The following is a 22056-nucleotide window of genomic DNA, read 5'->3' on the forward strand; positions in this document are numbered from 1 at the left end:
TGGCGCAACACCAAGCAGGAGCTGACCGAGTACCTGACCGAGCTGTCGGGTGAGGCGGCGGCCTGGATGCGGCCGAACTTCTTCGCCAACACCCCTGACATCCTGCACGCCTACCTCCAGCACGGCGGACGCCCCGCCTTCGAGGTCCGCGCCGTGCTCGCCGCCACCCTCTCCCCCGCCTGGGGCATCTACTCCGGCTACGAACTGTGCGAGAACACCCCGCTCAGGGAGGGCGGTGAGGAGTACCTGGACTCCGAGAAGTACCAGCTCAAACCCCGCGACTGGGAGGCCGCCGAACGCGAGGGGCGCACCATCGCCCCCCTCATCACGAAACTCAACACCGTCCGGCGGCAGCAGCCGGCCCTGCGACAGCTGCGCGATCTGCACTTCCACCACACCGACAAGGACGCGGTGATCGCCTACTCGAAGCGGAGCGGATCGAACACGGTTCTGGTGGTCGTGAACCTCGACCCCCACCACACCCAGGAGGCCACGGTCTCGTTGGACATGCCGCAACTCGGCCTGGACTGGCACGAGTCCGTGCCGGTGTGCGATCAGCTCACCGGCGAGACCTACTACTGGGGCAGGGCCAACTATGTGCGCCTCGAACCGGGTCATAGGCCCGCGCACGTCTTCACCGTCCTGCGACCGTCCACCCCGCAGATCGGAGGGTCACCCACAATATGATCGTCAATGAGCCCGTTCCGGACACCTTCGAGGACACACCCGCCAAGGACCGGGACCCGGAGTGGTTCAAACGCGCCGTCTTCTACGAGGTCCTGGTCCGCTCCTTCCAGGACAGCAACGGCGACGGCGTCGGCGACCTGAAGGGCCTGACCGCCAAGCTCGACTACCTGCAGTGGCTCGGCGTGGACTGCCTGTGGCTGCCGCCGTTCTTCAAGTCGCCGCTGCGGGACGGCGGTTACGACGTCTCCGACTACACCGCCGTCCTGCCGGAGTTCGGCGACCTCGCCGACTTCGTGGAGTTCGTGGACGCCGCCCACCAGCGCGGCATGCGCGTGATCATCGACTTCGTCATGAACCACACCAGCGACCAGCACCCGTGGTTCCAGGAGTCGAGGCGCGATCCGGACGGTCCGTACGGGGACTACTACGTCTGGGCCGACGACGACAAGCAGTACCAGGACGCCCGGATCATCTTCGTCGACACCGAGGTCTCCAACTGGACGTACGACCCGGTACGCAAGCAGTACTACTGGCACCGCTTCTTCTCGCACCAGCCGGACCTGAACTACGAGAACCCGGCCGTGCAGGAGGAGATGATCTCCGCGCTGAAGTTCTGGCTGGATCTCGGCATCGACGGGTTCCGGCTGGACGCGGTGCCCTACCTGTACCAGCAGGAGGGCACCAACTGCGAGAACCTGCCGGCGACCCACGAGTTCCTGAAGCGGGTGCGCAAGGAGATCGACGCCCAGTACCCCGACAAGGTGCTGCTGGCGGAGGCCAACCAGTGGCCCGAGGACGTCGTCGACTACTTCGGTGACTTCCGGGCCGGCGGCGACGAGTGCCACATGGCGTTCCACTTCCCCGTCATGCCGCGCATCTTCATGGCCGTACGGCGCGAATCCCGCTACCCGGTCTCCGAGATCCTCGCCAAGACCCCCGCGATCCCGTCCGGCTGCCAGTGGGGCATCTTCCTGCGCAACCACGACGAGCTGACCCTCGAGATGGTCACCGACGAGGAACGCGACTACATGTGGGCGGAGTACGCCAAGGACCCGCGGATGCGCGCCAACATCGGCATCCGCCGCCGCCTCGCGCCGCTGCTCGACAACGACCGCAACCAGATCGAGCTGTTCACCGCCCTGCTGCTCTCCCTGCCCGGCTCGCCGATCCTGTACTACGGCGACGAGATCGGCATGGGCGACAACATCTGGCTCGGCGACCGCGACGCCGTCCGCACCCCCATGCAGTGGACCCCCGACCGCAACGCCGGCTTCTCGTCCTGTGACCCGGGACGCCTGTTCCTGCCCGCGATCATGGACCCGGTCTACGGCTACCAGGTCACCAACGTCGAGGCGTCCATGGCCTCACCCTCCAGCCTGCTGCACTGGACCCGCCGCATGATCGAGATCCGCAAGCAGAATCCTGCCTTCGGACTGGGGTCCTACACCGAGCTGCCGTCGTCGAACCCGGCGGTGCTCGCCTTCCTGCGCGAGTACGAGGACGACCTCGTGCTGTGCGTCCACAACTTCTCCCGCTTCGCCCAGCCCACGGAGCTGGACCTCAGCCGGTTCGGCGGGCGGCACCCCGTCGAGCTGTTCGGCGGGGTCCGCTTCCCGGCGATCGGCGAGCTGCCGTACCTGCTCACCCTCGCGGGACACGGCTTCTACTGGTTCCGGCTGCGCCGGGAACCCGTGTAGCGAGGCCCTGTGGGGCGGTGCGGCGTTTCCACCGCCCCACCCGGGGCACGCATCAGTAACACCCCGACGACCCCCGGGGAAAGGACGTGACGCCCATGGCGGAAACGGTCACCTCTTCCGGCACCACCGGTTCACTCCTCGCCTCGCTCGACCCCCTGCTGCGCGCCTGGCTGCCCCGGCAGCGCTGGTTCGCGGGCAAGGGCCGCCCGGTCACCGGGTTCACCCCCGTGTCCGTCACCGAACTGCTGCCGCCCGACGGCCGGCTGGGCCTCTACCACCTGCTGGTACGCGTCCACCAGCCCGCCGTGCCGGGCGCCCCGCCGCACCCCGGAGACTGCTACCAGCTCCTCATAGGCGTGCGCGAGGCGCTGCCGCCCCGGCTGGCGCCCGCGCTCATCGGACATGTTTCCGAGGGCCCGCTCGCCGGACGCACGGTGTACGAGGCCCTGTACGACACCCGGCCCGCCGAGGTGCTCCTGGAGGCCCTGCGCACCCAGGCCCGCATCGGCGGGCTGCGCTTCGAACGGGACCCGGCGCAGGAGATCCGGGCCGGGCTCGTGGCCCGGCTGATGACCGCCGAGCAGTCCAACTCGTCGGTGGTCTACGGAGATACGTTCATTCTGAAGCTGCTGCGCCGGGTGGTGCCCGGCGTCAACCCCGATCTGGAGCTCCCCCTCGCCCTGGCCCGCGAGGGCTGCCCCCGGGTGCCCGCGCCGACCGCCTGGCTGCACGCCGAAGTGGCGGCGGACACCTACGTCCTGGCCGTGCTCCAGCCGTTCGTGAGCGGCGCGGCCGACGGCTGGGAGCTGGCGCTGCGCGAACTGGCCAAGGGCGAGGACTTCGCCGCCGAGGCCCGCGCGCTGGGCCGGGCCACCGCCGAGGTGCACACCGCGCTCGCCCGGGCCCTGCCGACGGTCACCCTCGGCCACGCCCAGCTGGAGCTGCTGGTCGACGGCATGACCGAGCGGCTGGCCGCCGCCGTGCAGGCGGTGCCGGCGCTGCGGCCGTACGAACGCGGGCTGCGCTCGGCGTACGAGGCGCTCGGCACGCTCGCCGCCGAGGGCCGCACCTGGACCGCCCAGCGCGTCCACGGCGATCTGCACCTCGGCCAGTGCCTGCGCTCGCCGTCCGGCGCGTGGTCGCTGATCGACTTCGAGGGCGAACCGGCCCGGCCGCTGGCCGAGCGGCGCATGCCGCAGCCGCCGGTGCGGGACATCGCGGGGATGCTCCGCTCCTTCGACTACGCGGCCCACTCGGCGACCCCGCCCGCCCCGGACTGGGCGCACACCTGCCGGGCCGCCTACTGCTCCGGATACGCGGAGGTGGCCGGCCGCGATCCACGAACCGATCCGGTGCTGCTGCGGGCCTACGAGACCGACAAGGCGGTCTACGAGGTCGTCTACGAGGCCCGGCACCGGCCCGACTGGCTCCCCGTACCGCTGAGCGCGGTGCGCCGCCTCGCCCTGCCCGACCAGGAGGCTCGTCCGTGACCCCCAAGGGACACAAGGAATCCAAGGCCCACAAGGGAACCAAGGCCAAGAAGGAATCCGCGGCCAGGAAGGAGACCGCCGGCAGGAAGCCGCCGGCCCAGGAGATCCCCGCGCAGACGCCGCCGCCCGCCGCGGACGCCCCGCCGCAGGCACCGGCGTCCGCCGTGGCGGTCCCGGCGCAGGCGGCGGCACCCCGTGCGGAGGTCGCCGTGTCCCCGGCCGTCGACGCCGGCGACCGCGAACGCCTGCTCCACGGCACCCATCACGATCCGCACTCCGTGCTGGGCGCGCACCCGGTGCCGGGCGGGGTCGCCTTCCGCGCCTTCCGCCCGCACGCCCAGGGGGTCACCGTGGTCTCGGGCGAGCTGCGGGCCAAGCTGCACGACGACGGCGACGGCTTCTTCTCCGGCCTGCTCCCGCTCACCGAGGTGCCCGTCTACCGGCTGCTGGTGACGTACGACGGCACGGTGCACGAGACCGAGGACGCCTACCGTTTCCTGCCCACCCTCGGCGAGCTGGACCTGCATCTGATCGGGGAGGGCCGGCACGAGCAGCTGTGGCAGGCGCTCGGCGCGCACGTCACCACCCACCAGGGCGTCACCGGCACCCGGTTCGCGGTGTGGGCGCCGAACGCGCGGGGCGTGCGGGTCACCGGCGGGTTCAACTTCTGGGACGGCACCGGCTTCCCGATGCGCTCGCTCGGCGGCACCGGGGTCTGGGAACTGTTCGTGCCGGGGATCGGCGAGGGCGAGCTGTACAAGTTCGAGATCACCCGCCCGGACGGCTCACGCACCCTGCGCGCCGACCCGCTGGCCCGCCGTACCGAGGTCCCGCCCGCCACCTCCTCGATCGTGCACGCCTCGCACCACGAGTGGGGTGACGCGGAGTGGATGGCCCGGCGCGGGGACACCCCGGTGCACGAGGCCCCCTTCTCCGTGTACGAGGTGCACCTGGCCTCCTGGCGCCCCGGCCTCACGTACCGGCAGCTGGCCGAGCAGCTGCCCGCGTACGTCTCGGAGATGGGCTTCACCCATGTCGAGCTGATGCCGGTCGCCGAGCATCCCTTCGGCGGTTCCTGGGGCTACCAGGTCACCGGCTTCTACGCGCCGACGGCCCGGCTCGGCACCCCCGACGACTTCAAGTACCTGGTGGACAAGCTGCACCAGGCCGGCATCGGGGTGCTGATGGACTGGGTGCCGGCGCACTTCCCGCGCGACGACTGGGCACTCGCGGAGTTCGACGGGCGGCCGCTGTACGAGCACCACGACCCGCTGCGGGCCGCCCATCCCGACTGGGGCACGCTGGAGTTCGACTTCGGACGGCGCGAGGTGCGCAACTTCCTCGTCGCGAACGCGGTGTACTGGTGCGAGGAGTTCCACATCGACGGGCTCCGCGTCGACGCGGTCGCCTCGATGCTCTACCTGGACTACTCGCGCGAGCCGGGCCAGTGGACGCCGAACGAGCACGGCGGCCGGGAGAACCTGGACGCGGTGGCCTTCCTTCAGGAGATGAACGCCACCGTGTACCGGCGCTGCCCGGGCGTGGTGACCGTCGCCGAGGAGTCCACGGCCTGGGACGGCGTCACCCGCCCCACCCACCACCGGGGCCCGAGCGGCTTCGGCGGGCTCGGCTTCGGACTGAAGTGGAACATGGGCTGGATGCACGACTCGCTCCAGTACATGAGCCACGACCCCGTGCACCGCGCGTACCACCACCACGAGATGACGTTCTCGATGGTGTACGCCTACAGCGAGAACTACGTCCTGCCGATCTCCCACGACGAGGTCGTCCACGGCAAGCGGTCCCTGGTGTCGAAGATGCCCGGCGACTGGTGGCAGCAGCGCGCGAACCTGCGTGCCTACCTGGGCTTCATGTGGGCCCACCCCGGCAAGCAACTCCTCTTCATGGGGCAGGAGTTCGCCCAGGGAGCCGAGTGGTCCGAGGCGCACGGCCCCGACTGGTGGCTGCTCGACCCGGCGTACGGCGCCGAGGCGGACCACCGGGGCGTGCGGGACCTCGTCCGGGACCTGAACGCGGTCTACCGGGCCACGCAGGCGCTGTGGCAGCGGGACACCGACCCGGCGGGCTTCGAGTGGATCACCGGGGACGCGGCGGACGACAACGTCTTCGCGTTCCTGCGCCACGACGCCGAGGGCACCCCCCTGCTCGCCGTCTCCCACCTGGCTCCGGTGGTGCGCCACGACTACCGCCTCGGGGTGCCGGAGGACGTGCCGGCCTGGGTGGAGGTCCTCAACACCGACGCGGCCCGCTACGGCGGCAGCGACGTCACCCGGCCGGACGTCGTCAAACCCGAGTCCCAGCCCTGGCACGGCCGCCCGGCGAGCATCCGGCTGACCCTGCCCCCGCTGGCGACGGTGTGGCTCCGCCCGGCCTGACCGGGTGGTGCGCGGCCTGTAGTGGCCGCACGTCTTCGGCGGAGCACGGGGGGACTGAGGCACGTGCGGCTGCACAGAGCACTGACCGCCCTGCTGTGTGCCGTGGCCGCTCTCCTGCTGAGCGGTTGCGGCACGCACGTGGCGGGGCGGGGAGCGTCCGCCACGGCGACCGGGCCGATCCCGTGGACCCTCACCGCGCCCTCCCGGATCGCGGCCGCCCGGATCGGCGCCGACCACCGCACGGTGAGCATCGACGCCCAGGTGCCCAGCGGCGAGCACCCCTGCGTGCGGAACCTCAAGGCGGTCGACACCGACGCCGAGTACGGCACCGTGCCGGGCACCGTGCACGTCCAGATCAGTTTCACCTCCCCCTCCCTCGACCCGCGTTCGGGATGCGTCGGGGAGACGACGGCCACGGCCCGGGTACGGCTGCCGAAGCCGCTGGGCGACCGGGAACTGGTGGTCGACAACGACACGGTGTTCACCGCTGACGGCGCGAAACCGCCCGCCCTGCGGATGTGCGGGCGCCTCGGCTGCCATCCGCCGGCCGCCGGCTGCACCCCCGCCTCCTACGACCAGGCCCTGATCGCGGCCGGCGCGCCGATGCACGCCTACCGGGACGCCGAGCACTGCGACGGCAGGTGGCTGGTCCTGGACTTCTCCTGGCGCACCGGCCCGGCGTGCGACTCCGGCGACGAGAACCCCGCGTGCTCCTCCCGGCTGGGCGACCGCTGGTTCTTCCGGGCGGAGCGCTCCGGCTGGAAGCCGGTCTTCGAGACCGCCGCCGGAGGCTGCGCGGCGGTCCGGCGCAGGGTTCCGCGGTTCCCGACAGCGCTGTGCGCGGAGCTGCCCCCGCTGTCCGCCACGCTGCACCCGAGCTACCCACCGCCGTCGGCCCCGCCGACGGCCGGGGGCAGCCCCGCCGCGACCGCTACGACACGGTGACGCCCGTGGCGAGCGCCTGCGGGAGTTCGTCCGTGTAGAGCACGCCGAGCCGCTGGGTGGCCCGGGTCAGGGCGACGTACAGGTCGCTCGTGCCGTAGGCGCCCGGCTCCACCACCAGGACGGAGTCGAATTCGAGGCCCTTGGACTGCCGCGGGTCGAGCAGGACGACCGTCCGCGTCAGGTCCGGCTCGGCGCCGGCCGTGACGCCGTCCAGGCGGGCGGCGAGGGCCCGGTGCAGGTGGCGCGGGGCGATCACCGCGAGCCGGCCCTCCGCCGGAGTGAGCTCGGCGACCGCCTTGGCGACCGCGCCGGGCAGGTCGTCGGCCACCCGCCGCACCCAGGGGCGCTCACCGGTGGAGCGGACGGAGCTGGGCGGTGCGAAGTCGGGGTTCTCGGCGCGGACGACGGCCGCCGCCAGCTCCATGATCTCCGCGGGGGTGCGGTAGTTGACGCCCAGCCGGGTGTGCTCCCAGCGGTCCTCGACGTAGGGCGTGAGGATGTCCGCCCAGGAGCCGACGCCGGCCGCCTCCGCCGTCTGGGCGGGGTCCCCGACCAGGGTCATCGAGCGGGTCGGGCTGCGCCGCATCAGCAGCCGCCAGGCCATCGGCGACAGTTCCTGCGCCTCGTCCACGATGATGTGCCCGAACGCCCAGGTGCGGTCGGCGGCGGCCCGCTCGGCGGCGCTGCGGTGGTCGGCCTCCTCCTGCCGCTCGGCGAACCGCTCGGCGTCGATGATGTCGTGCGCGGACAGCACCTCGGAGGCGTCCGGGTCGTCGGCCTCCTTGTCCTCGAACTCGTAGGTCCGGGAGGCGTAGGAGACGTCCAGCACGCCCTGGGCGTAGGCCACCTGCGTCTCGCGTTCGCGTTCGGCGCGGGCCCGCGCCACCCGGTCGTCCTCGCCGAGGAGTTCGGCCGCCTCGTCGAGCAGGGGCACGTCGGCGACGGTCCAGGCGCGGGTCACCGGGCGGCGGATCGCGTCGGCGTCCTCCTTCGGCAGGTGGCCGTCGGGCTCGGCGAGGAAGTCGGCGACCAGCCGCTGCGGGGTGATCCGGGGCCAGAGCTGGTCGATGGCGTCCCAGACCTCGGGGTTCTCGGCGAGTTCGTCGCGGATCTGGGTGATGTCGGAGGCGTCGAGCAGGCTGCTGCCGTCGTAGGGGTCGGTGCCCACGCGCTCGGCGTACAGCTCGGTGAGCGTGTTGAGGATGTGCCCCTCGAAGTACTCGCGGGCGACGTTGTGGGGCAGCTTGGCGGCGCGGGTGCGCTCGCGGGCGACGTTCACCAGGCCGTCGTCCAGCATGAGCACCTCGCGGTCGTGCTCGATCGCGATGACCGGGTCGGGCAGGGCCTGCCGGTCGCGGACGACGGCGGCGAGCACGTCGGCCATGGCGGCGCGGCCCTTGACGGCGGCGGCCTCCGGGGTGTCGGCGGCGGTGGCCTTCACGCCGGGGAACAGCTCGCCGACCGTGGCCAGCAGCACCCCGGTCTCGCCGAGGGAGGGCAGCACCTCGCCGATGTAGCCGAGGAAGGCCGGGTTCGGGCCGACGATGAGGACCGCGCGCCGGGCCAGCAGGTCCCGGTGCTCGTACAGCAGATAGGCGGCGCGGTGCAGGGCCACCGCGGTCTTGCCGGTGCCGGGTCCGCCCTCCACGACCAGCACGCCCCGGTGCGGCGCCCGGATGATGCGGTCCTGGTCGGCCTGGATGGTCTGCACGATGTCGCTCATCCGGCCGGTGCGGGCGGAGTTCAGCGCGGCCAGCAGGACGGCGTCGCCGCTCGGGTCCTCGTGCCCGGTGCGGGTGGCGTCGCCGAGGTCGAGGATCTCGTCGTGCAGGGAGGTGACGGTCCGGCCCTCGGAGGCGATGTGCCGGCGGCGGCGCAGGCCCATCGGGGTGTGGCCGGTGGCCAGGTAGAAGGGGCGGGCGACGTCGGCCCGCCAGTCGATGAGGACCGGCGTGCGCTCGGCGTCGTCCTCGCGCAGCCCGATCCGGCCGATGTGGTGCTTCGTGCCGTCGGCGAGGTCGATCCGGCCGAAGCAGAGCGAGCCGTCGACGGCGTTCAGCGCGGCGAGCAGCCCCGAGCGCTCGGCGACCAGGATGTCCCGCTCCAGCCGGGCCTGCATGGGCTTGTCGCCCTGGGCGAGCGCGTCGGCGACGGAGGTCTCGGCCTCGCCGCGCAGCACGTCCACGCGCGCGTACAGTCCGTCGATGAATTCCTGCTCGTTCCGGATTTCATCGTCTGGAAAGTCGGTGTTTGACAATTCCGCTCCCGCCCGGATATACTGTGCTCAGTAAATTACTTCGTGGCTCCTCGGAAATGAAGTCACGAATCACTGAATATACGCACAGCAATCCCCCGAGCGCAATTGCTCAGGGGATTTTTTGCTGGGCGGGGCCTGGTCTACAGCGGTGCGTGCACCGCGCCCGCCGACTCCTCCACCTCCATCAGCGACGCGCTGTGCCGTTCCTCCTCGAACGCCCGGCGGCCCCCGCGCAGCCCGAAGAGGCGCTTGGTCAGGGCGATGTAGAGGACCGCGAGGATGTTGAGCACGAGCGTGGCGATCTTCAGCCAGCTGACGTGCTCGGTGAGTTCGTAGATCTCCAGCGGGAGGAAGGCGGCCGTCGCGACCACCGTCAGGTACTCCGCCCAGCGCTTGGCGTACCAGAGGCCGACCGCCTCGATCAGCTCGATCAGCGCGTAGGCCAGCAGCAGTCCGGCGACCAGCAGCAGGGTGGAGTGCCGGTAGCCGAACGCCTTCTGGACGGAACCGACGACCGGCGAGTGGTCCAGGTCGTAGTGGAAGTGCCGGAAGACCGGCCGGAAGACGTCCAGGTACTCGTCGAACAGGCGGCGCACCGCGTCCTGGCTGTTGCTGAACTTCCACACCGCGACCGCGACCAGCACGATGAACACCCCGCGCACCGCCCGCTCGACGGCGAGGAAGCGCAGGACGAACAGGTCCCGGAGCACCTTGCCGCGCGGTACCAGCGGCGCGTCGGCGGCCGGCCCCGAGCCGCGTGGCTCGCCGAGCACGAAGTCACCGCAGCGCAGACACCGCCAGACCTCGCCGAGCGCGGTCTGCGCGTGCAGCCGGATCCGCAGCCGGGGGTCGTCGGGCGCGTAGGTCACATGGCCCTTGCGCGCGCAGGTCCGCCGGTCCCAGTCGATCTTCATGCCCCGTGCCTCCACAGTCGGATCATCACCACCCGTACGGACGCCGTACGCGAACGTGCCGTTCCGGTCGCTCCGGAGCGGCACGTCGGCGGAGGGGTGCGGGAGGCGGTCAGCCGGCCGCGCTGTCCACCAGCTCCTTCTCCTCGGTCGCGGCCTCAGGCGTGCCGGCCTCGCGGCGCGGCAGCAGGACGGCCACCAGGACGGTCCCGACGCCGAGGATCACCGCCCCGACGAAACTGGTGCGGGCGACCGCGTCGGAGAAGGCGGAGCCCACCGCGTCGGCCATCTGCCGGGCGCCGGCGGCCAGCTCACCGGCCTGCTGCTTGAGCTGGGCGGCCTGCTGCGGGTCACTCGCCTGCTGGGCCCGCGCCGCGGCCTGCTGCGCCTTCTCACCGATGCCCTGCGCGACGGCGTACCCGGCGCCGACCGAGTCCTGGGCGGTGTCCAGCGCGCTCGCCGGGAGCTTGCTGCCGGCGGTGGCGTCGGCCAGGTGGTCGCCGTAGGAGGTGGCGAGCAGCGAGCCGAGGAGGGCGATGCCGAGCGAGCCGCCCAGCTCCAGCGAGGTGTCGTTGACGGCGCCGCCGACGCCCAGCTCGGACTCCGGGAACGCGCCCATGATGGCGTCGGTGCAGGGTGAGAGGGCGAGGCCGATGGCGAGGCCCAGGATGATCAGGGGCGCCACGAAGTCGCCGTAGGTGGAGCCCGCGTCCACGCGGGTGAGCAGGGCGAGCGCGGTCGTGCCGCCGACCATGCCGGCGCTGACGGTCCACTTCATGCCGAGGTGCGGGGTGAGCCAGCCGGTCAGGGCCGAGCCGGCGAAGACGGCGCCGGCGAGCGGCAGCATGCGCACACCGGTCTGGAGGGCGTCGTAGCCGAGGACGAACTGGAGGTGCTGGGTGAGGTAGTAGAAGGCGCCGAAGACGGCGAGGAAGAACAGGGCGACGGCGAGGTTGGAGCCGGCGAACCGGCGGCCGGTGAAGCGGCGCACGTCCAGGATCGGGCGCGGGTGGCGCAGCTCCCACAGGACGAAGGCGACCAGGCCGAGCCCGGCGGCGACGGCCGCCCCGACGGCCTTGGCGCCCCAGCCGAAGTGCGGGCCCTCGATGATCATGTAGACGAGCGCGCCGGTCCAGAGCACCGACAGCAGCCCGCCGACGTAGTCGATCCGGTCGTGGTGGCCGGCCCGCGAGGGCGGGACGAGGACGAAGGCGGCGACGATCGCGACGGCCGCGACGGGCACGTTGATCAGGAAGGTCGAGGACCAGCCGTGGTCGCGCAGCAGGGCGCCGGCGACGACCGGTCCGGCGGCGATGGCGAGCCCGGCGGTGGCGGTCCACAGCGTGATCGCCTTGGCCCGCTCGGCGCGCGGGAAGGTCGCGGCCAGCAGGGACAGGGTGGCGGGCATGATCAGCGCGGCGCCCACGCCCATCACGGCGCGGGCCGCGATGACGGTCGCCGCGCTGTCGGCGAGGTACCCGAAGACGGCCCCGCCGCCGAAGACCACCAGGCCGAGGACGAGCGCCCCGCGCCGGCTGTACTTGTCGCCGATCGCGCCGAGCAGCAGCATCAGCGCGGCGTAGGGGACGGTGTAGCCGTCGATCACCCACTGCAGGTCGGCGCTGGACAGCCCGAGGTCCCGGGTCATGTCGGGCGCCGCGACCGTGAGGGCGGTGTTCGCCATCACGATGATCAGCAGGCTGAGGCACAGCACCAGCAGCGCCCACCACCGCCGGGCGTAGGGGCGGTCCATCCTTTCGACCGGTTCGGTCATGACGAGTCGCATGGCAGGGGTCGCCTTCCTCGGGTGCGCGACAGGACTTGCACAATGGCGTGCAATTGCACAACCATGTGCAATGTACGACGCTGCACAGCACTGTGCAAGTCGACCGGAAGACGCCCGGAAGGCTCCGGGGAGGCACAATGACCGCCATGACCACGGGTAACACCAGCCGCGCCGACGCCAACCGGCGCCGCATCCTCGACGTCGCCCTCACCGAACTCCTGCGCGATCCGGACGCCTCCATGGACCAGATCGCGCGCGCGGCAGGCGTCGTCCGACGGACGGTCTACGGCCACTTCCCCAGCCGGGAGGCGCTGATCAGCACGCTGGTGGACGGAGCCGTGGAGGCGCTGGCGGACGCCGACTCCCGGGCCGGCGCCGCGGTGACCGACCCGGCGGAGGCGGTGGCCCGCTCGGTGCTCGCCCTGTGGCCGGTCGCCGACCGCTACCGGCTGCTGATCGCCCTGGCCCAGCGCACGGTCACCGTGCAGGGCATCCGCGAACGCCTCGCGCCCCTGCGCGAGAACAAGATCCGCCTCCTCCAGCGCGGCCTGGACGAAGGCGCCTTCAGCTCCCCGCTGCCCGCGCCGGCCCTCGCGTACGTGCACGAGCAGATGCTGTTCGCGGTGATGGAGGCGGTGAACGACGGGCTCCTGGCAGCGCAGGAGGCGGGCCGCTCCGCCACGGTCGCCGTCCTGACCGCGGCGGGCGTACCCGCCTCACGGGCCACCGAGCTGGTGGCCGAGGTGTCGTAGCAATGGGGAGTGTCCGGGCGGCTGGGTCACGGGGAGCCTTGGCACGCCCGGCGCGGTGACCGGACGCCCGGCCCGGGTTCAGGCGGGGCCGGGCGTCCGGAACTCCGGGGTTGATCAGGCCTTGGCGAGTTCCTTCTCGCCGTCCTGCCGGGGCTCGGGAAGCTCCTCCGCCCCGGTCCCGTCCTCGTCCAGCAGCGTGGTCTCGTCGAACGGCAGCTCCCCGGCCAGCACCCGCCGCACCCGGACCGTGTCGATCTCCTTGGTCCAGGTGCCGACCAGCACCGTCGCGACCGCGTTGCCCGCGAAGTTCGTCAGCGCCCGCGCCTCGCTCATGAAGCGGTCGATGCCGACGATCAGACCGACCCCGTCCACCAGCGCCGGCTTGTGCGACTGCAGGCCGCCGGCCAGCGTGGCGAGGCCCGCACCGCTGACACCGGCCGCGCCCTTGGAGGCCAGCAGCAGGAAGAGCAGCAGCGGGATCTGCTCACCGATCGACATCGGCGTGCCCAGCGCGTCCGCGATGTACAGCGACGCCATGGTCATGTAGATCATCGTGCCGTCCAGGTTGAACGAGTACCCGGTCGGCACGGTGATGCCGACGACCGGCCGGCTGACGCCCAGGTGCTCCATCTTCGCGATCAGCCGCGGCAGGGCGGACTCCGACGAGGACGTCGACAGGATCAGCAGGAACTCCCGGGCGAGGTACTTGAGCAGGGAGAAGACGTTCAGACCCGCGACGACGCGGAGCAGCGCGCCGAGCACGACGAAGACGAACAGGAAGCAGGTGACGTAGAAGCCGAGCATCAGCACGGCGAGGCTCTTGAGGGCGTCGATGCCGGCCGAACCGACCACCGCCGCGATGGCACCGAACGCACCGATGGGCGCCGCCCACATCACCATGGACAGGATGCGGAACACGAGCCGCTGGATGTGCTCGATGCCGCGCAGCACCGGCTGTCCGGCCGAGCCCATGGCCTGGAGCGCGAACCCGGCGAGCAGGGCCACCAGCAGCGTCTGGAGCACCTGGCCCTCGGTGAAGGCGGAGACGAACGTGGTCGGGATGATCGACAGCACGAAGTCGACGGGCGGCAGGGCGTCCGGGGACACCTGGTCGTGTCCGGTCGCCTTGATGGCGTTGGTGATGTGCAGCCCGTCGCCCGGGTGCAGCACGTTGCCGACGACGAGCCCGATGGCGAGCGCGACGAGCGACATCACGAGGAAGTAGCCGAGGGCGATGCCGCCGACGGCGCCGACCTTGGCGGCCTTCCGCACGGATCCGATGCCGAGCACGATCGTGCAGAAGATGATCGGCGAGATCATCATCTTGATCAGGTTCACGAACCCGGTGCCGAGCGGCTTCAGCTCCACCGCGGCATCGGGCCAGATCAGCCCCACCCCGATGCCGAGCGCGACCGCCACGATGACGGCGATGTACAGGTAGTGGGTCCGGTCCCGCTTCACGCGGGGTGCGGCAGGTGCCGTATCGGGAGTACTGGCGGCCACGACTGCCCTCCTTGACGTCTTCGTCGGTGAACAACCGGCGTGCGGCTCACGTCCGGGCGTTTTGAGGAATGCCGTGACTATCTCCCGGCCTGTGAGGGCGGTCACCCTTCCGTTCATTTAGTTCACACTTAACCGGAGAGGCACACTGCTGACATGCGCGTCCCCACCCTCCCGCGGCCCCGGAGCCTGGCCGGCCAGCTGTTCGCCATGCAGGCCGTGCTGATAGCGGTCGTCGTGGCCGGGTACGCGCTGTTCACCTACGTCAGCGACCAGCGGCAGGCCGAGGACGCCGCCGCCCGGCAGGCCACGGCGGTGGCCCGGTCGATCGCCGACTCCCCCTCGGTCCGCGAGGCGATCCGCACCCCCCACCCCACCGCCCGGCTGGAGCCGTACGCCCTCCAGGTCATGCGGGACGCCAACGTCGACTTCGTGACGATCATGAACCCGTCCGGCATCCGCTGGACCCACCCCGACCAGAACCAGATCGGCAAACGCTTCCTCGGCAACATCGGTCCCGCCCAGCACGGCCGCACCTTCACCGAGACCTACACCGGCACGCTCGGCGCGTCCGTCCGCGCGGTGACCCCCATCTCGGACAACGGCCGGATCGTCGGCCTGGTGAGCGCCGGCATCAAGGTGGAGACGATCAGCGCCCGGGTCCAGGACCAGGTCACCGCCCTGCTCGGGGTGGCGGGCGTGGCCCTGCTGCTGGGCGCGGTCGGCACGTACGTGATCAACGCCCGGCTCCGCCGCCACACCCACGGCATGAACGCCACCGAACTGAGCCGGATGCACGACTACCACCAGGCGGCGCTGCACGCGGTCCGGGAAGGCCTGCTGATGCTGGACGGCCGGTACCGGATCGCGCTGATCAACGACGGCGGACGGGAGCTGCTGGGGGTGGGCCCGGAGGAGGAGGTGGTCGGCCGCTCGGTGGCCGACCTGGGCCTGCCGGCCCCGCTGACGGGCGCCCTGCTGTCCTCGGAGCCCCGGGTCGACGAGGTGCACCTGACCGCGTCCCGGGTGCTGGTGGTGAACACCTCCCCGGTGTCGGGCGGTGAACACCGGGGCACGGTCGTGACACTCCGGGACGTCACCGAACTCCAGTCGCTGATGGGCGAGCTGGACTCGGAGCGGGGCTTCACGCAGGCACTGCGCTCACAGGCGCACGAGGCCGCGAACCGCCTGCACACGGTCGTCTCCCTGATCGAGCTGGGCCGGGCCGGGGAGGCGGTGGAATTCGCCACGGCCGAGCTGGAGCTGGCCCAGGCCCTGACCGACCAGGTGGTGGCGGCGGTGAGCGAGCCGGTGCTGGCCGCGCTGCTGCTGGGCAAGACCGCGCAGGCGAACGAGCGGGGCGTGGAGCTGGTGGTCTCCCCGGACAGCCGGCTGGACGACGGCCTGCTCCCGGAGAGCCTCTCCGCCCGCGACCTGGTGACGATCCTCGGCAACCTGATCGACAACGCGGTGGACGCGGCGCAGGGCGGCGCCCGGGCGCGGGTGACCGTGACGGCGTACGCTACGGCCGCCGAAGTGGTGCTCCGGGTGTCGGACACCGGCCCGGGGGTCGACCCCGCCCACGCCGACCTGGTGTTCCAGCGGGGGTTCTCCACGAAGCCGGCCGAACCCGGCGGACGGGGACTCGGCCTGGCCCTGGTCCGGCAGGCGGTGAACCGCCACGACGGCACGTTGACGGTGGCCGAGGCGGAGGAGGGCGGAGCGGTGTTCGAGGTGCGGTTGCCGTTGCGCGCGTCCACGGGTGGCGCCGGATGACGAACGAGGAGCAGCCCATCCGCGTCCTCGTCGTCGAGGACGACCCGGTGGCCGCCGACGCGCACGTGATGTACGTCGGCCGGGTACCGGGGTTCGTCGCGGTCGGGAAGGCGCACACGGGGGCGGAGGCACGGCGCCTGCTGGACCGGACCCCGGTGGACCTGCTGCTGCTGGACCTGCACCTCCCCGACGTCCACGGCCTGCAACTGGCCCGGTCCCTGCGGGCGGCCGGGCATCACGCGGACGTGATAGCGGTGACCTCGGCGCGCGACCTGGCAGTGGTGCGGGAGGGGGTGTCCCTGGGCGTCGTCCAGTACGTCCTGAAACCGTTCACGTTCGCGACGCTGAGGGACCGGCTGGTGCGGTACGCCGAGTTCCACGCGGCGGTGGGCGAGGCGAGCGGCCAGGACGAGGTCGACCGCGCCCTGGCGGCCCTGCGCGCCCCGACACCGGCGGCCCTGCCGAAGGGGCTGAGCGGGCCGACGCTGGAACGGGTGACGTCCGCGCTGCGGGAGGCGGCTGCGGAGGGGCTCACGGCGGCCGGGGTGGCCGAGGCGGTGGGCATCTCACGGATCACGGCGCGGCGGTACCTGGAGCACCTGGTGGATGCGGGACGGGCCGGCCGGAGTCCGTTGTACGGGCAGGTGGGGCGGCCGGAGTTGGTGTACCGGTGGGTGTCTCAGGGGCGGTGACAGAGAGCACGGACGCCGGTGGCTCCTGCGGGACCGGGCTCAATCCCGCGCAGACACATTGACCTGACTAGACCACTCCTCTTACCTTCACACGGCAGCAATCTCCGCGCCACCCCCACGTGCGCTCAGGAGGTCATGCCCGTGCGCCCCACCGCCGCCCGCTCCCGCCGCCTCCCCCTCTCCCCCCGCTCCCCCCTCCCCCTCCTCCTCGCCGCCGCTCTCGCCGCCACCGCCCTCACCGCCTGCGGCAGCGGCTCCGGCAGCAGTCCGGACACGGTGAAGGTGTCGTACAAGCAGTCCACCGACAACTCCGTCAAGGTGATGGACACCTACCTCGCCGGCATCAAGAAGCAGTTCGAGCGCGAACACCCCGGCAAGAAGGTCGAGTTCGTGCCGATTAAGGCCCCGGACTCGGAGTACTACACCAAGCTCCAGCAGATGCTCCGCTCGCCGCGCACCGCCCCGGACCTGGTCTACGAGGACACCTTCCTCATCAACTCCGACATCACCAGCGGGTACCTGAAGCCGCTCGACCCCTACCTCGCCCAGTGGCCGGACTGGCGCCAGTTCATCGGCACCGCGAAGGCGGCGGCCAAGGGGCAGGACGGGAAGACGTACGGCGTCCCGGACGGGACCGACACCCGCGGCCTGTGGTTCGACAAGCGGGTGTTCAAGAAGGCCGGACTGGCCCTGGACTGGCAGCCGAGGACCTGGGACGACGTCCTCGCCGCCGCGCGCACCATCAAGCGGAAGGTGCCCGGCGTGATCCCGCTCAACGTCTACACCGGCAAGCCGGCCGGTGAGCGGGCCACCATGCAGGGCTTCGAGATGCTCCTGTACGGCACGGGCGACGGTACACAAGACCCCTTGTACGACAGCGGCAGCAAGAAGTGGATCACGGGGTCGCGGGCCTTCGAGGACTCCCTCCGCTTCGTGGAGACGGTCTACAAGGACAAGCTCGGACCCGACGTCTCCGACGCCCTCGACCCGAACTTCAACACCACCGTCAACGGCGAACTGCTCCCCCAGGGCAAGATCGGCATCGCCCTCGACGGCTCCTGGCTGCCGCAGGAGTGGCTGCCGGGCAGCGGGCACGAGTGGCCGGACTGGTCCGAGCAGTTGGGGCTCGCGGCCATGCCGACGCAAGCCGGGCAGGCGCCCGGCAAGGTGAGCATGTCCGGCGGCTGGACCTGGTCCATCCCGGCCAAGGCGGCCAACCCCGACCTCGCCTTCGACTTCGTCCGGACGCTGCAGACGAAGGACAACGCCCGCAAGTGGTACATCGCCAACTCCGGGATCGCCGTCCGCAAGGACGTCGCCGCCGATCCGAAGTACGTCACCGCCCAGCCCGGCATCAAGTTCTTCACCGACCTGGTGGCGAGCACCCACTACCGGCCCGCGTACCCGGCGTACCCGAAGGTGTCGACCGCCGTGCAGGAAGCCATGGAGGCGGTCACGACCGGTGACCTGTCCGTGGAGAAGGCGGCGGACGCGTACGACGCCACGGTCAAGGACGTCACCGGCGGCCAAGTGGTCCGGAAGTGAGGCGCCGCAGCCCGGCCGTCCGGGTCCTCCCGGTCGCCCCCGCCCTGGTCCTGCTGCTGCTGTTCCTCGCCGGGCCGATCGCCTACTGCGTCTGGATCGCCTTCACCGACCTCCAGCTGACCGGCCAGGCCCACTCCTCCTTCGTGGGCCTCGCCAACTTCCGCCGGGCGTTCCGGGACGACGCGTTCCTGAACGCCGTCCGGCTCACCCTGGTGTTCACGGTGCTGTCCTCGCTCGTCGGGCAGAACACCCTCGGGCTGGCCCTCGCCGCGCTGATGAAGCGCGCGTCGAAACCCGTCCGCACCCTCACCGGCGGGGTCGTCGTCACCGCGTGGGTGCTGCCGGAGGTCGTCGCCGGGTTCCTGCTCTACGCGTTCTTCCGGCGCGAGGGCACCCTGAACGCGATCCTGGACTGGCTCCATCTGCCCCGCCAGAACTGGCTGTTCACGCTGCCGATCCTCGCGGTGTCCTTCGCCAACGTCTGGCGCGGGACGGCGTTCTCGATGCTGGTGTACTCCGCCGCCCTGGACGAGATCCCCGCCGAGATCACGGAGGCCGCCGAGGTGGACGGGGCCGGCGGCTGGCGGCGGCTGTGGCACATCACGCTGCCGATGATCCGGCGCTCCATCGGCACCAACCTCATGCTCAACACCCTCCAGACGCTCTCGGTCTTCGGGCTGATCTGGGTGATGACCCGGGGCGGGCCCGGCGACCGGAGCCAGACGCTGCCGCTGTTCATGTACGAACAGGCCTTCCAGAACAGCATGATCGGGTACGGCACCGCGGTCGCCCTGCTCCTGCTGGTCGTCGGCTCCCTGTTCTCCGTCGTCTACCTGCGGCTGCTGCGGACGGAGGTCTGATGGCCCGCAACCGTGCCTCGCGGCGGCTCGCCGCCGATGTCGCGCTGCTGGCGGTGGCCGCCGCCTTCGCGCTGCCGCTCGCCTGGGTGCTGCTGTCCGCCGTGGACCCGCACGCCGGCCTGCGGGTCAGGGTCCCCGACGGCCTCACCCTGGCCAACTTCCACGCGATCCTGACCCCCGACATCACCTACACCCCGCTGCTCAACAGCCTGATCCTGTGCGGGGGCGCCACGGCGCTGACCGTCGGCTGCGCCGCCCTCGCCGCGTACCCGCTGTCCCGGTTCCCGTCCCGGCTGAACCGGCCGTTCCTGCTGACGATCCTGTTCGCGGCGAGCCTGCCCATCACGGCGATCATGGTGCCGGTGTACGCCCTGTTCGTCCGGGTGAACCTCATCGACACCCTCCAGGGCACGATCCTCTTCTTCGCCGCCTCCCAGCTGCCGTTCGCCATCTGGCTGATGAAGAACTTCATGGACGGCGTGCCGACGGAGCTGGAGGAGGCGGCCTGGACGGACGGGGCCTCGGCGGCGCAGTCCCTCGTCCGGATCGTGCTGCCGCTGACGGGGCCGGGGCTCGCCGTCGTGACCGTGTTCTCGTTCGTGATGATGTGGGGGAACTTCTTCGTCCCGTTCATGCTGCTGCTCACCCCGGAGCAGATGCCGGCCTCGGTGAGCATCAACGACTTCTTCGGCAACCGGGGCATGGTGGCGTACGGCCAGCTCGCCGCGTTCTCGGTGATCTACTCGACGCCGGTGATCCTGCTGTACGTCCTGGTGGCACGGCGGCTGGGCGGCGGGTTCGCGCTCGGCGGCGCGGTCAAGGGGTGAACGGGGAGGGTGTTCCGCCCGTTGCCTGCCGAACGGCCGGAACTGTGCGTTCCGACAATCCGTGATCCTGGCTGAACGGACCGTAGCCCTCCCGTCACCGCACCCCTAGCTTGTGCCGGGTGCGCCAACCCTCAGCTCCTCCGTTCAACGCCCCGGCGGCCCGCCGGCTGCGCGCCGCGCTCGGCATGGGCCCCGAGCACGTCGCCTACGGCATGCGGGCCTCCTACGGGCTGCCGTACGTCACACCCGATCTGGTGATCGCCTGGGAACGCGGCGTCGTCACCCCGGGCAGTACCGAACTGACCGCTCTCGCGGGCGTGCTGTGGTGTTCCCCGGGCGAACTCCTCGGCCGCCCGCGGAGCCTGCGCGAGCACCGCATCGCCCGTGGCGTCGCGCCCGAGGACGTCGCCCGTGCCGTCGGCATGGACCTGCGGTCGTATCTGCGCCTGGAGGACAGCGGGCAGTGGCGGGGCAACGAGCGCCAGTCGGCCGCGCTCGCCCGGGTCCTCGATCTCGCCCTGCCCGACCTCGTCACCGTCACCGGCCGCGCGGCGAGGCTCGCCGACCTGCTGCGCAGTGCGGTGACCACCCGCTGGCAGGCCTATGTGCGGCCGGTGCGCAAACTGGCCCCGATGGACACCGGCGTCCTCGAAGCGGTGCTCCAGGAACTGCACCAGGACTACCAGGGGCACATGGCCGCCACCCTCAGCTGGGGCGGCGGCAGCGCAGCCGCCAGCGAGTCCGGGCGGGAGTTCCTCGACCGGATCGTGGACACCTTCTGGAACGGCGTGGAGGCGAGGACGCCCCGGCCCTGAGGAAGGACTCCTAGAAGACCGACTCCGCCTCGTCCATCCGGTCCTTCGGCACCGTCTTCAGCTCGGTGACCGCCTCCGCGAGCGGCACCATCACGATGTCGGTGCCGCGCAGCGCGGTCATCTTCCCGAAGTCACCGCGGTGGGCGGCCTCGACGGCGTGCCAGCCGAAGCGGGTGGCGAGGACACGGTCGTACGCGGTGGGCACACCGCCGCGCTGGACGTGGCCGAGGATGACGGGCTTGGCCTCCTTGCCCAGGCGCCGCTCCAGCTCGTACGCCAGCGCGGTGCCGATGCCCTGGAAGCGCTCGTGGCCGTACTGGTCGATCTCGCCCTTGCCGTAGTCCATGGTGCCCTCGGCGGGGTGGGCGCCCTCGGCGACGCAGATGACGGCGAACTTCTTGCCGCGGTCGAACCGCTCCTCGACCATCTTCACCAGGTCGGCGGGATCGAAGGGGCGCTCGGGCAGGCAGATGCCGTGGGCGCCGGCGGCCATGCCCGACTCCAGGGCGATCCAGCCGGCGTGCCGGCCCATGACCTCGACGACCATCACCCGCTGGTGGGACTCGGCCGTGGTCTTGAGGCGGTCCATGGCCTCCGTCGCCACACCGACGGCCGTGTCGAAGCCGAAGGTGCGGTCGGTGGAGGAGATGTCGTTGTCGATGGTCTTGGGGACGCCGACGACCGGGAGGCCGGCGTCGGAGAGCATCCGGGCGGCCGTCAGGGTGCCCTCGCCGCCGATCGGGATCAGCGCGTCGATGCCGAACTCCTCGACCATGTCGGCGGCGCCCTCGCAGGCCTCCCGCAGCCGGTCGCGCTCCAGGCGGGAGGAGCCGAGGATGGTGCCGCCGCGGGCCAGGATGCCGCTGACCGCGTCCAGGTCGAGGGTGCGGTAGTGCCGGTCGAGCAGACCCCGGTAGCCGTCCTCGAAACCGATGACCTCGTCGCCGTACTGCGCCACCGCCCGGTGCACGACCGACCGGATCACGGCGTTCAGGCCCGGGCAGTCGCCGCCTGCGGTGAGAACTCCGATGCGCATCGTGCTGTGTCTCCTGCTCGCTGTCGTGTGCCGGTGAGCCGATGTCGATTCTTTCACGTCCGTCGGGCCATCGAGATCCTGATG

General features: G+C 71.5%; 16 protein-coding genes and 1 pseudogene. 12 read left to right on the forward strand and 5 right to left on the reverse strand.

Annotation, left to right across the window (positions count from 1 at the left end; genetic code table 11):
* The 5 genes and pseudogenes from ABZV94_RS19545 to ABZV94_RS19565 form a co-directional block, all read left to right on the forward strand.
* Positions 1-687 (forward strand): annotated as a pseudogene (locus ABZV94_RS19545) (alpha-1,4-glucan--maltose-1-phosphate maltosyltransferase); the annotation flags it as partial.
* Positions 684-2384: a maltose alpha-D-glucosyltransferase gene (gene treS / locus ABZV94_RS19550; RefSeq protein WP_356341678.1), complete on the forward strand. Its 1701-nt coding sequence runs from the start codon at positions 684-686 to the stop codon at positions 2382-2384. The pseudogene ABZV94_RS19545 and the gene treS, both read left to right, overlap by 4 nt.
* A gap of 95 nt (positions 2385-2479) precedes the next feature.
* The gene (locus ABZV94_RS19555) at positions 2480-3874 is read left to right on the forward strand and encodes a maltokinase (protein WP_356341681.1); all 1395 of its coding nucleotides are present in this window, start codon (positions 2480-2482) and stop codon (positions 3872-3874) included.
* Positions 3871-6270 (forward strand): 1,4-alpha-glucan branching enzyme, encoded by a 2400-nt coding sequence (glgB, locus tag ABZV94_RS19560; RefSeq protein ID WP_356341683.1) that lies wholly within the window; start codon positions 3871-3873, stop codon positions 6268-6270. Before ABZV94_RS19555 ends, glgB begins: the two co-directional genes overlap by 4 nt.
* A gap of 63 nt (positions 6271-6333) precedes the next feature.
* Positions 6334-7215, forward strand: coding sequence for a hypothetical protein (locus ABZV94_RS19565; protein ID WP_356341686.1), 882 nt, complete (start codon positions 6334-6336; stop codon positions 7213-7215).
* Here ABZV94_RS19565 and ABZV94_RS19570 read toward each other — a convergent pair.
* From ABZV94_RS19570 to ABZV94_RS19580, 3 genes are all read right to left on the reverse strand, one after another.
* On the reverse strand, positions 7202-9442 hold the full coding sequence (locus ABZV94_RS19570) for an ATP-dependent DNA helicase (protein ID WP_356341759.1): 2241 nt from the start codon (positions 9440-9442) through the stop codon (positions 7202-7204). The two genes, ABZV94_RS19565 and ABZV94_RS19570, sit on opposite strands and share 14 nt — an antisense overlap.
* Positions 9443-9612: 170 nt before the next feature.
* Positions 9613-10386, reverse strand: coding sequence for a DUF2127 domain-containing protein (locus tag ABZV94_RS19575; protein WP_356341688.1), 774 nt, complete (start codon positions 10384-10386; stop codon positions 9613-9615).
* Between the two features lie 109 nt (positions 10387-10495).
* Positions 10496-12169: an MFS transporter gene (locus tag ABZV94_RS19580; RefSeq protein ID WP_356341690.1), complete on the reverse strand. Its 1674-nt coding sequence runs from the start codon at positions 12167-12169 to the stop codon at positions 10496-10498.
* A 137-nt stretch (positions 12170-12306) separates the two neighbouring features.
* On the opposite strand from ABZV94_RS19580, the gene ABZV94_RS19585 reads away from it, so the two are divergent.
* Positions 12307-12921, forward strand: coding sequence for a TetR/AcrR family transcriptional regulator (locus ABZV94_RS19585; protein ID WP_356341693.1), 615 nt, complete (start codon positions 12307-12309; stop codon positions 12919-12921).
* Positions 12922-13035: 114 nt separating this feature from the next.
* On the opposite strand, the gene ABZV94_RS19590 is transcribed toward ABZV94_RS19585, so the two are convergent.
* Positions 13036-14424, reverse strand: coding sequence for a cation:dicarboxylase symporter family transporter (locus ABZV94_RS19590; protein WP_356341696.1), 1389 nt, complete (start codon positions 14422-14424; stop codon positions 13036-13038).
* 153 nt (positions 14425-14577) lie between these two features.
* Between ABZV94_RS19590 and ABZV94_RS19595 the strand changes: the two genes are divergently transcribed.
* From ABZV94_RS19595 to ABZV94_RS19620, 6 genes are all read left to right on the forward strand, one after another.
* Positions 14578-16197, forward strand: a complete 1620-nt coding sequence (locus ABZV94_RS19595; protein ID WP_356341698.1) for a sensor histidine kinase — start codon at positions 14578-14580, stop codon at positions 16195-16197.
* Positions 16194-16889, forward strand: a complete 696-nt coding sequence (locus ABZV94_RS19600) for a response regulator (RefSeq protein ID WP_356341701.1) — start codon at positions 16194-16196, stop codon at positions 16887-16889. The genes ABZV94_RS19595 and ABZV94_RS19600 overlap by 4 nt, the downstream gene beginning before the upstream one ends.
* Before the next feature lie 135 nt (positions 16890-17024).
* The gene (locus ABZV94_RS19605; RefSeq protein ID WP_356341703.1) at positions 17025-18434 is read left to right on the forward strand and encodes an extracellular solute-binding protein; all 1410 of its coding nucleotides are present in this window, start codon (positions 17025-17027) and stop codon (positions 18432-18434) included.
* Positions 18431-19294 (forward strand): sugar ABC transporter permease, encoded by an 864-nt coding sequence (locus ABZV94_RS19610; RefSeq protein ID WP_356341705.1) that lies wholly within the window; start codon positions 18431-18433, stop codon positions 19292-19294. The genes ABZV94_RS19605 and ABZV94_RS19610 overlap by 4 nt, the downstream gene beginning before the upstream one ends.
* Positions 19294-20121, forward strand: a complete 828-nt coding sequence (locus ABZV94_RS19615; protein WP_356341707.1) for a carbohydrate ABC transporter permease — start codon at positions 19294-19296, stop codon at positions 20119-20121. Before ABZV94_RS19610 ends, ABZV94_RS19615 begins: the two co-directional genes overlap by 1 nt.
* Positions 20122-20240: 119 nt before the next feature.
* On the forward strand, positions 20241-20936 hold the full coding sequence (locus ABZV94_RS19620) for a helix-turn-helix transcriptional regulator (protein ID WP_356341709.1): 696 nt from the start codon (positions 20241-20243) through the stop codon (positions 20934-20936).
* 10 nt (positions 20937-20946) lie between these two features.
* On the opposite strand, the gene ABZV94_RS19625 is transcribed toward ABZV94_RS19620, so the two are convergent.
* Positions 20947-21972 carry an ATP-dependent 6-phosphofructokinase gene (locus ABZV94_RS19625; protein WP_356341711.1) on the reverse strand — a complete coding sequence of 342 codons (1026 nt, stop codon included), beginning with the start codon at positions 21970-21972 and terminating at the stop codon, positions 20947-20949.
* Positions 21973-22056: the final 84 nt, after the last annotated feature.

Source organism: Streptomyces sp. NPDC004658 (assembly GCF_040609555.1).
In the GTDB taxonomy this organism is placed as follows: domain Bacteria; phylum Actinomycetota; class Actinomycetes; order Streptomycetales; family Streptomycetaceae; genus Streptomyces.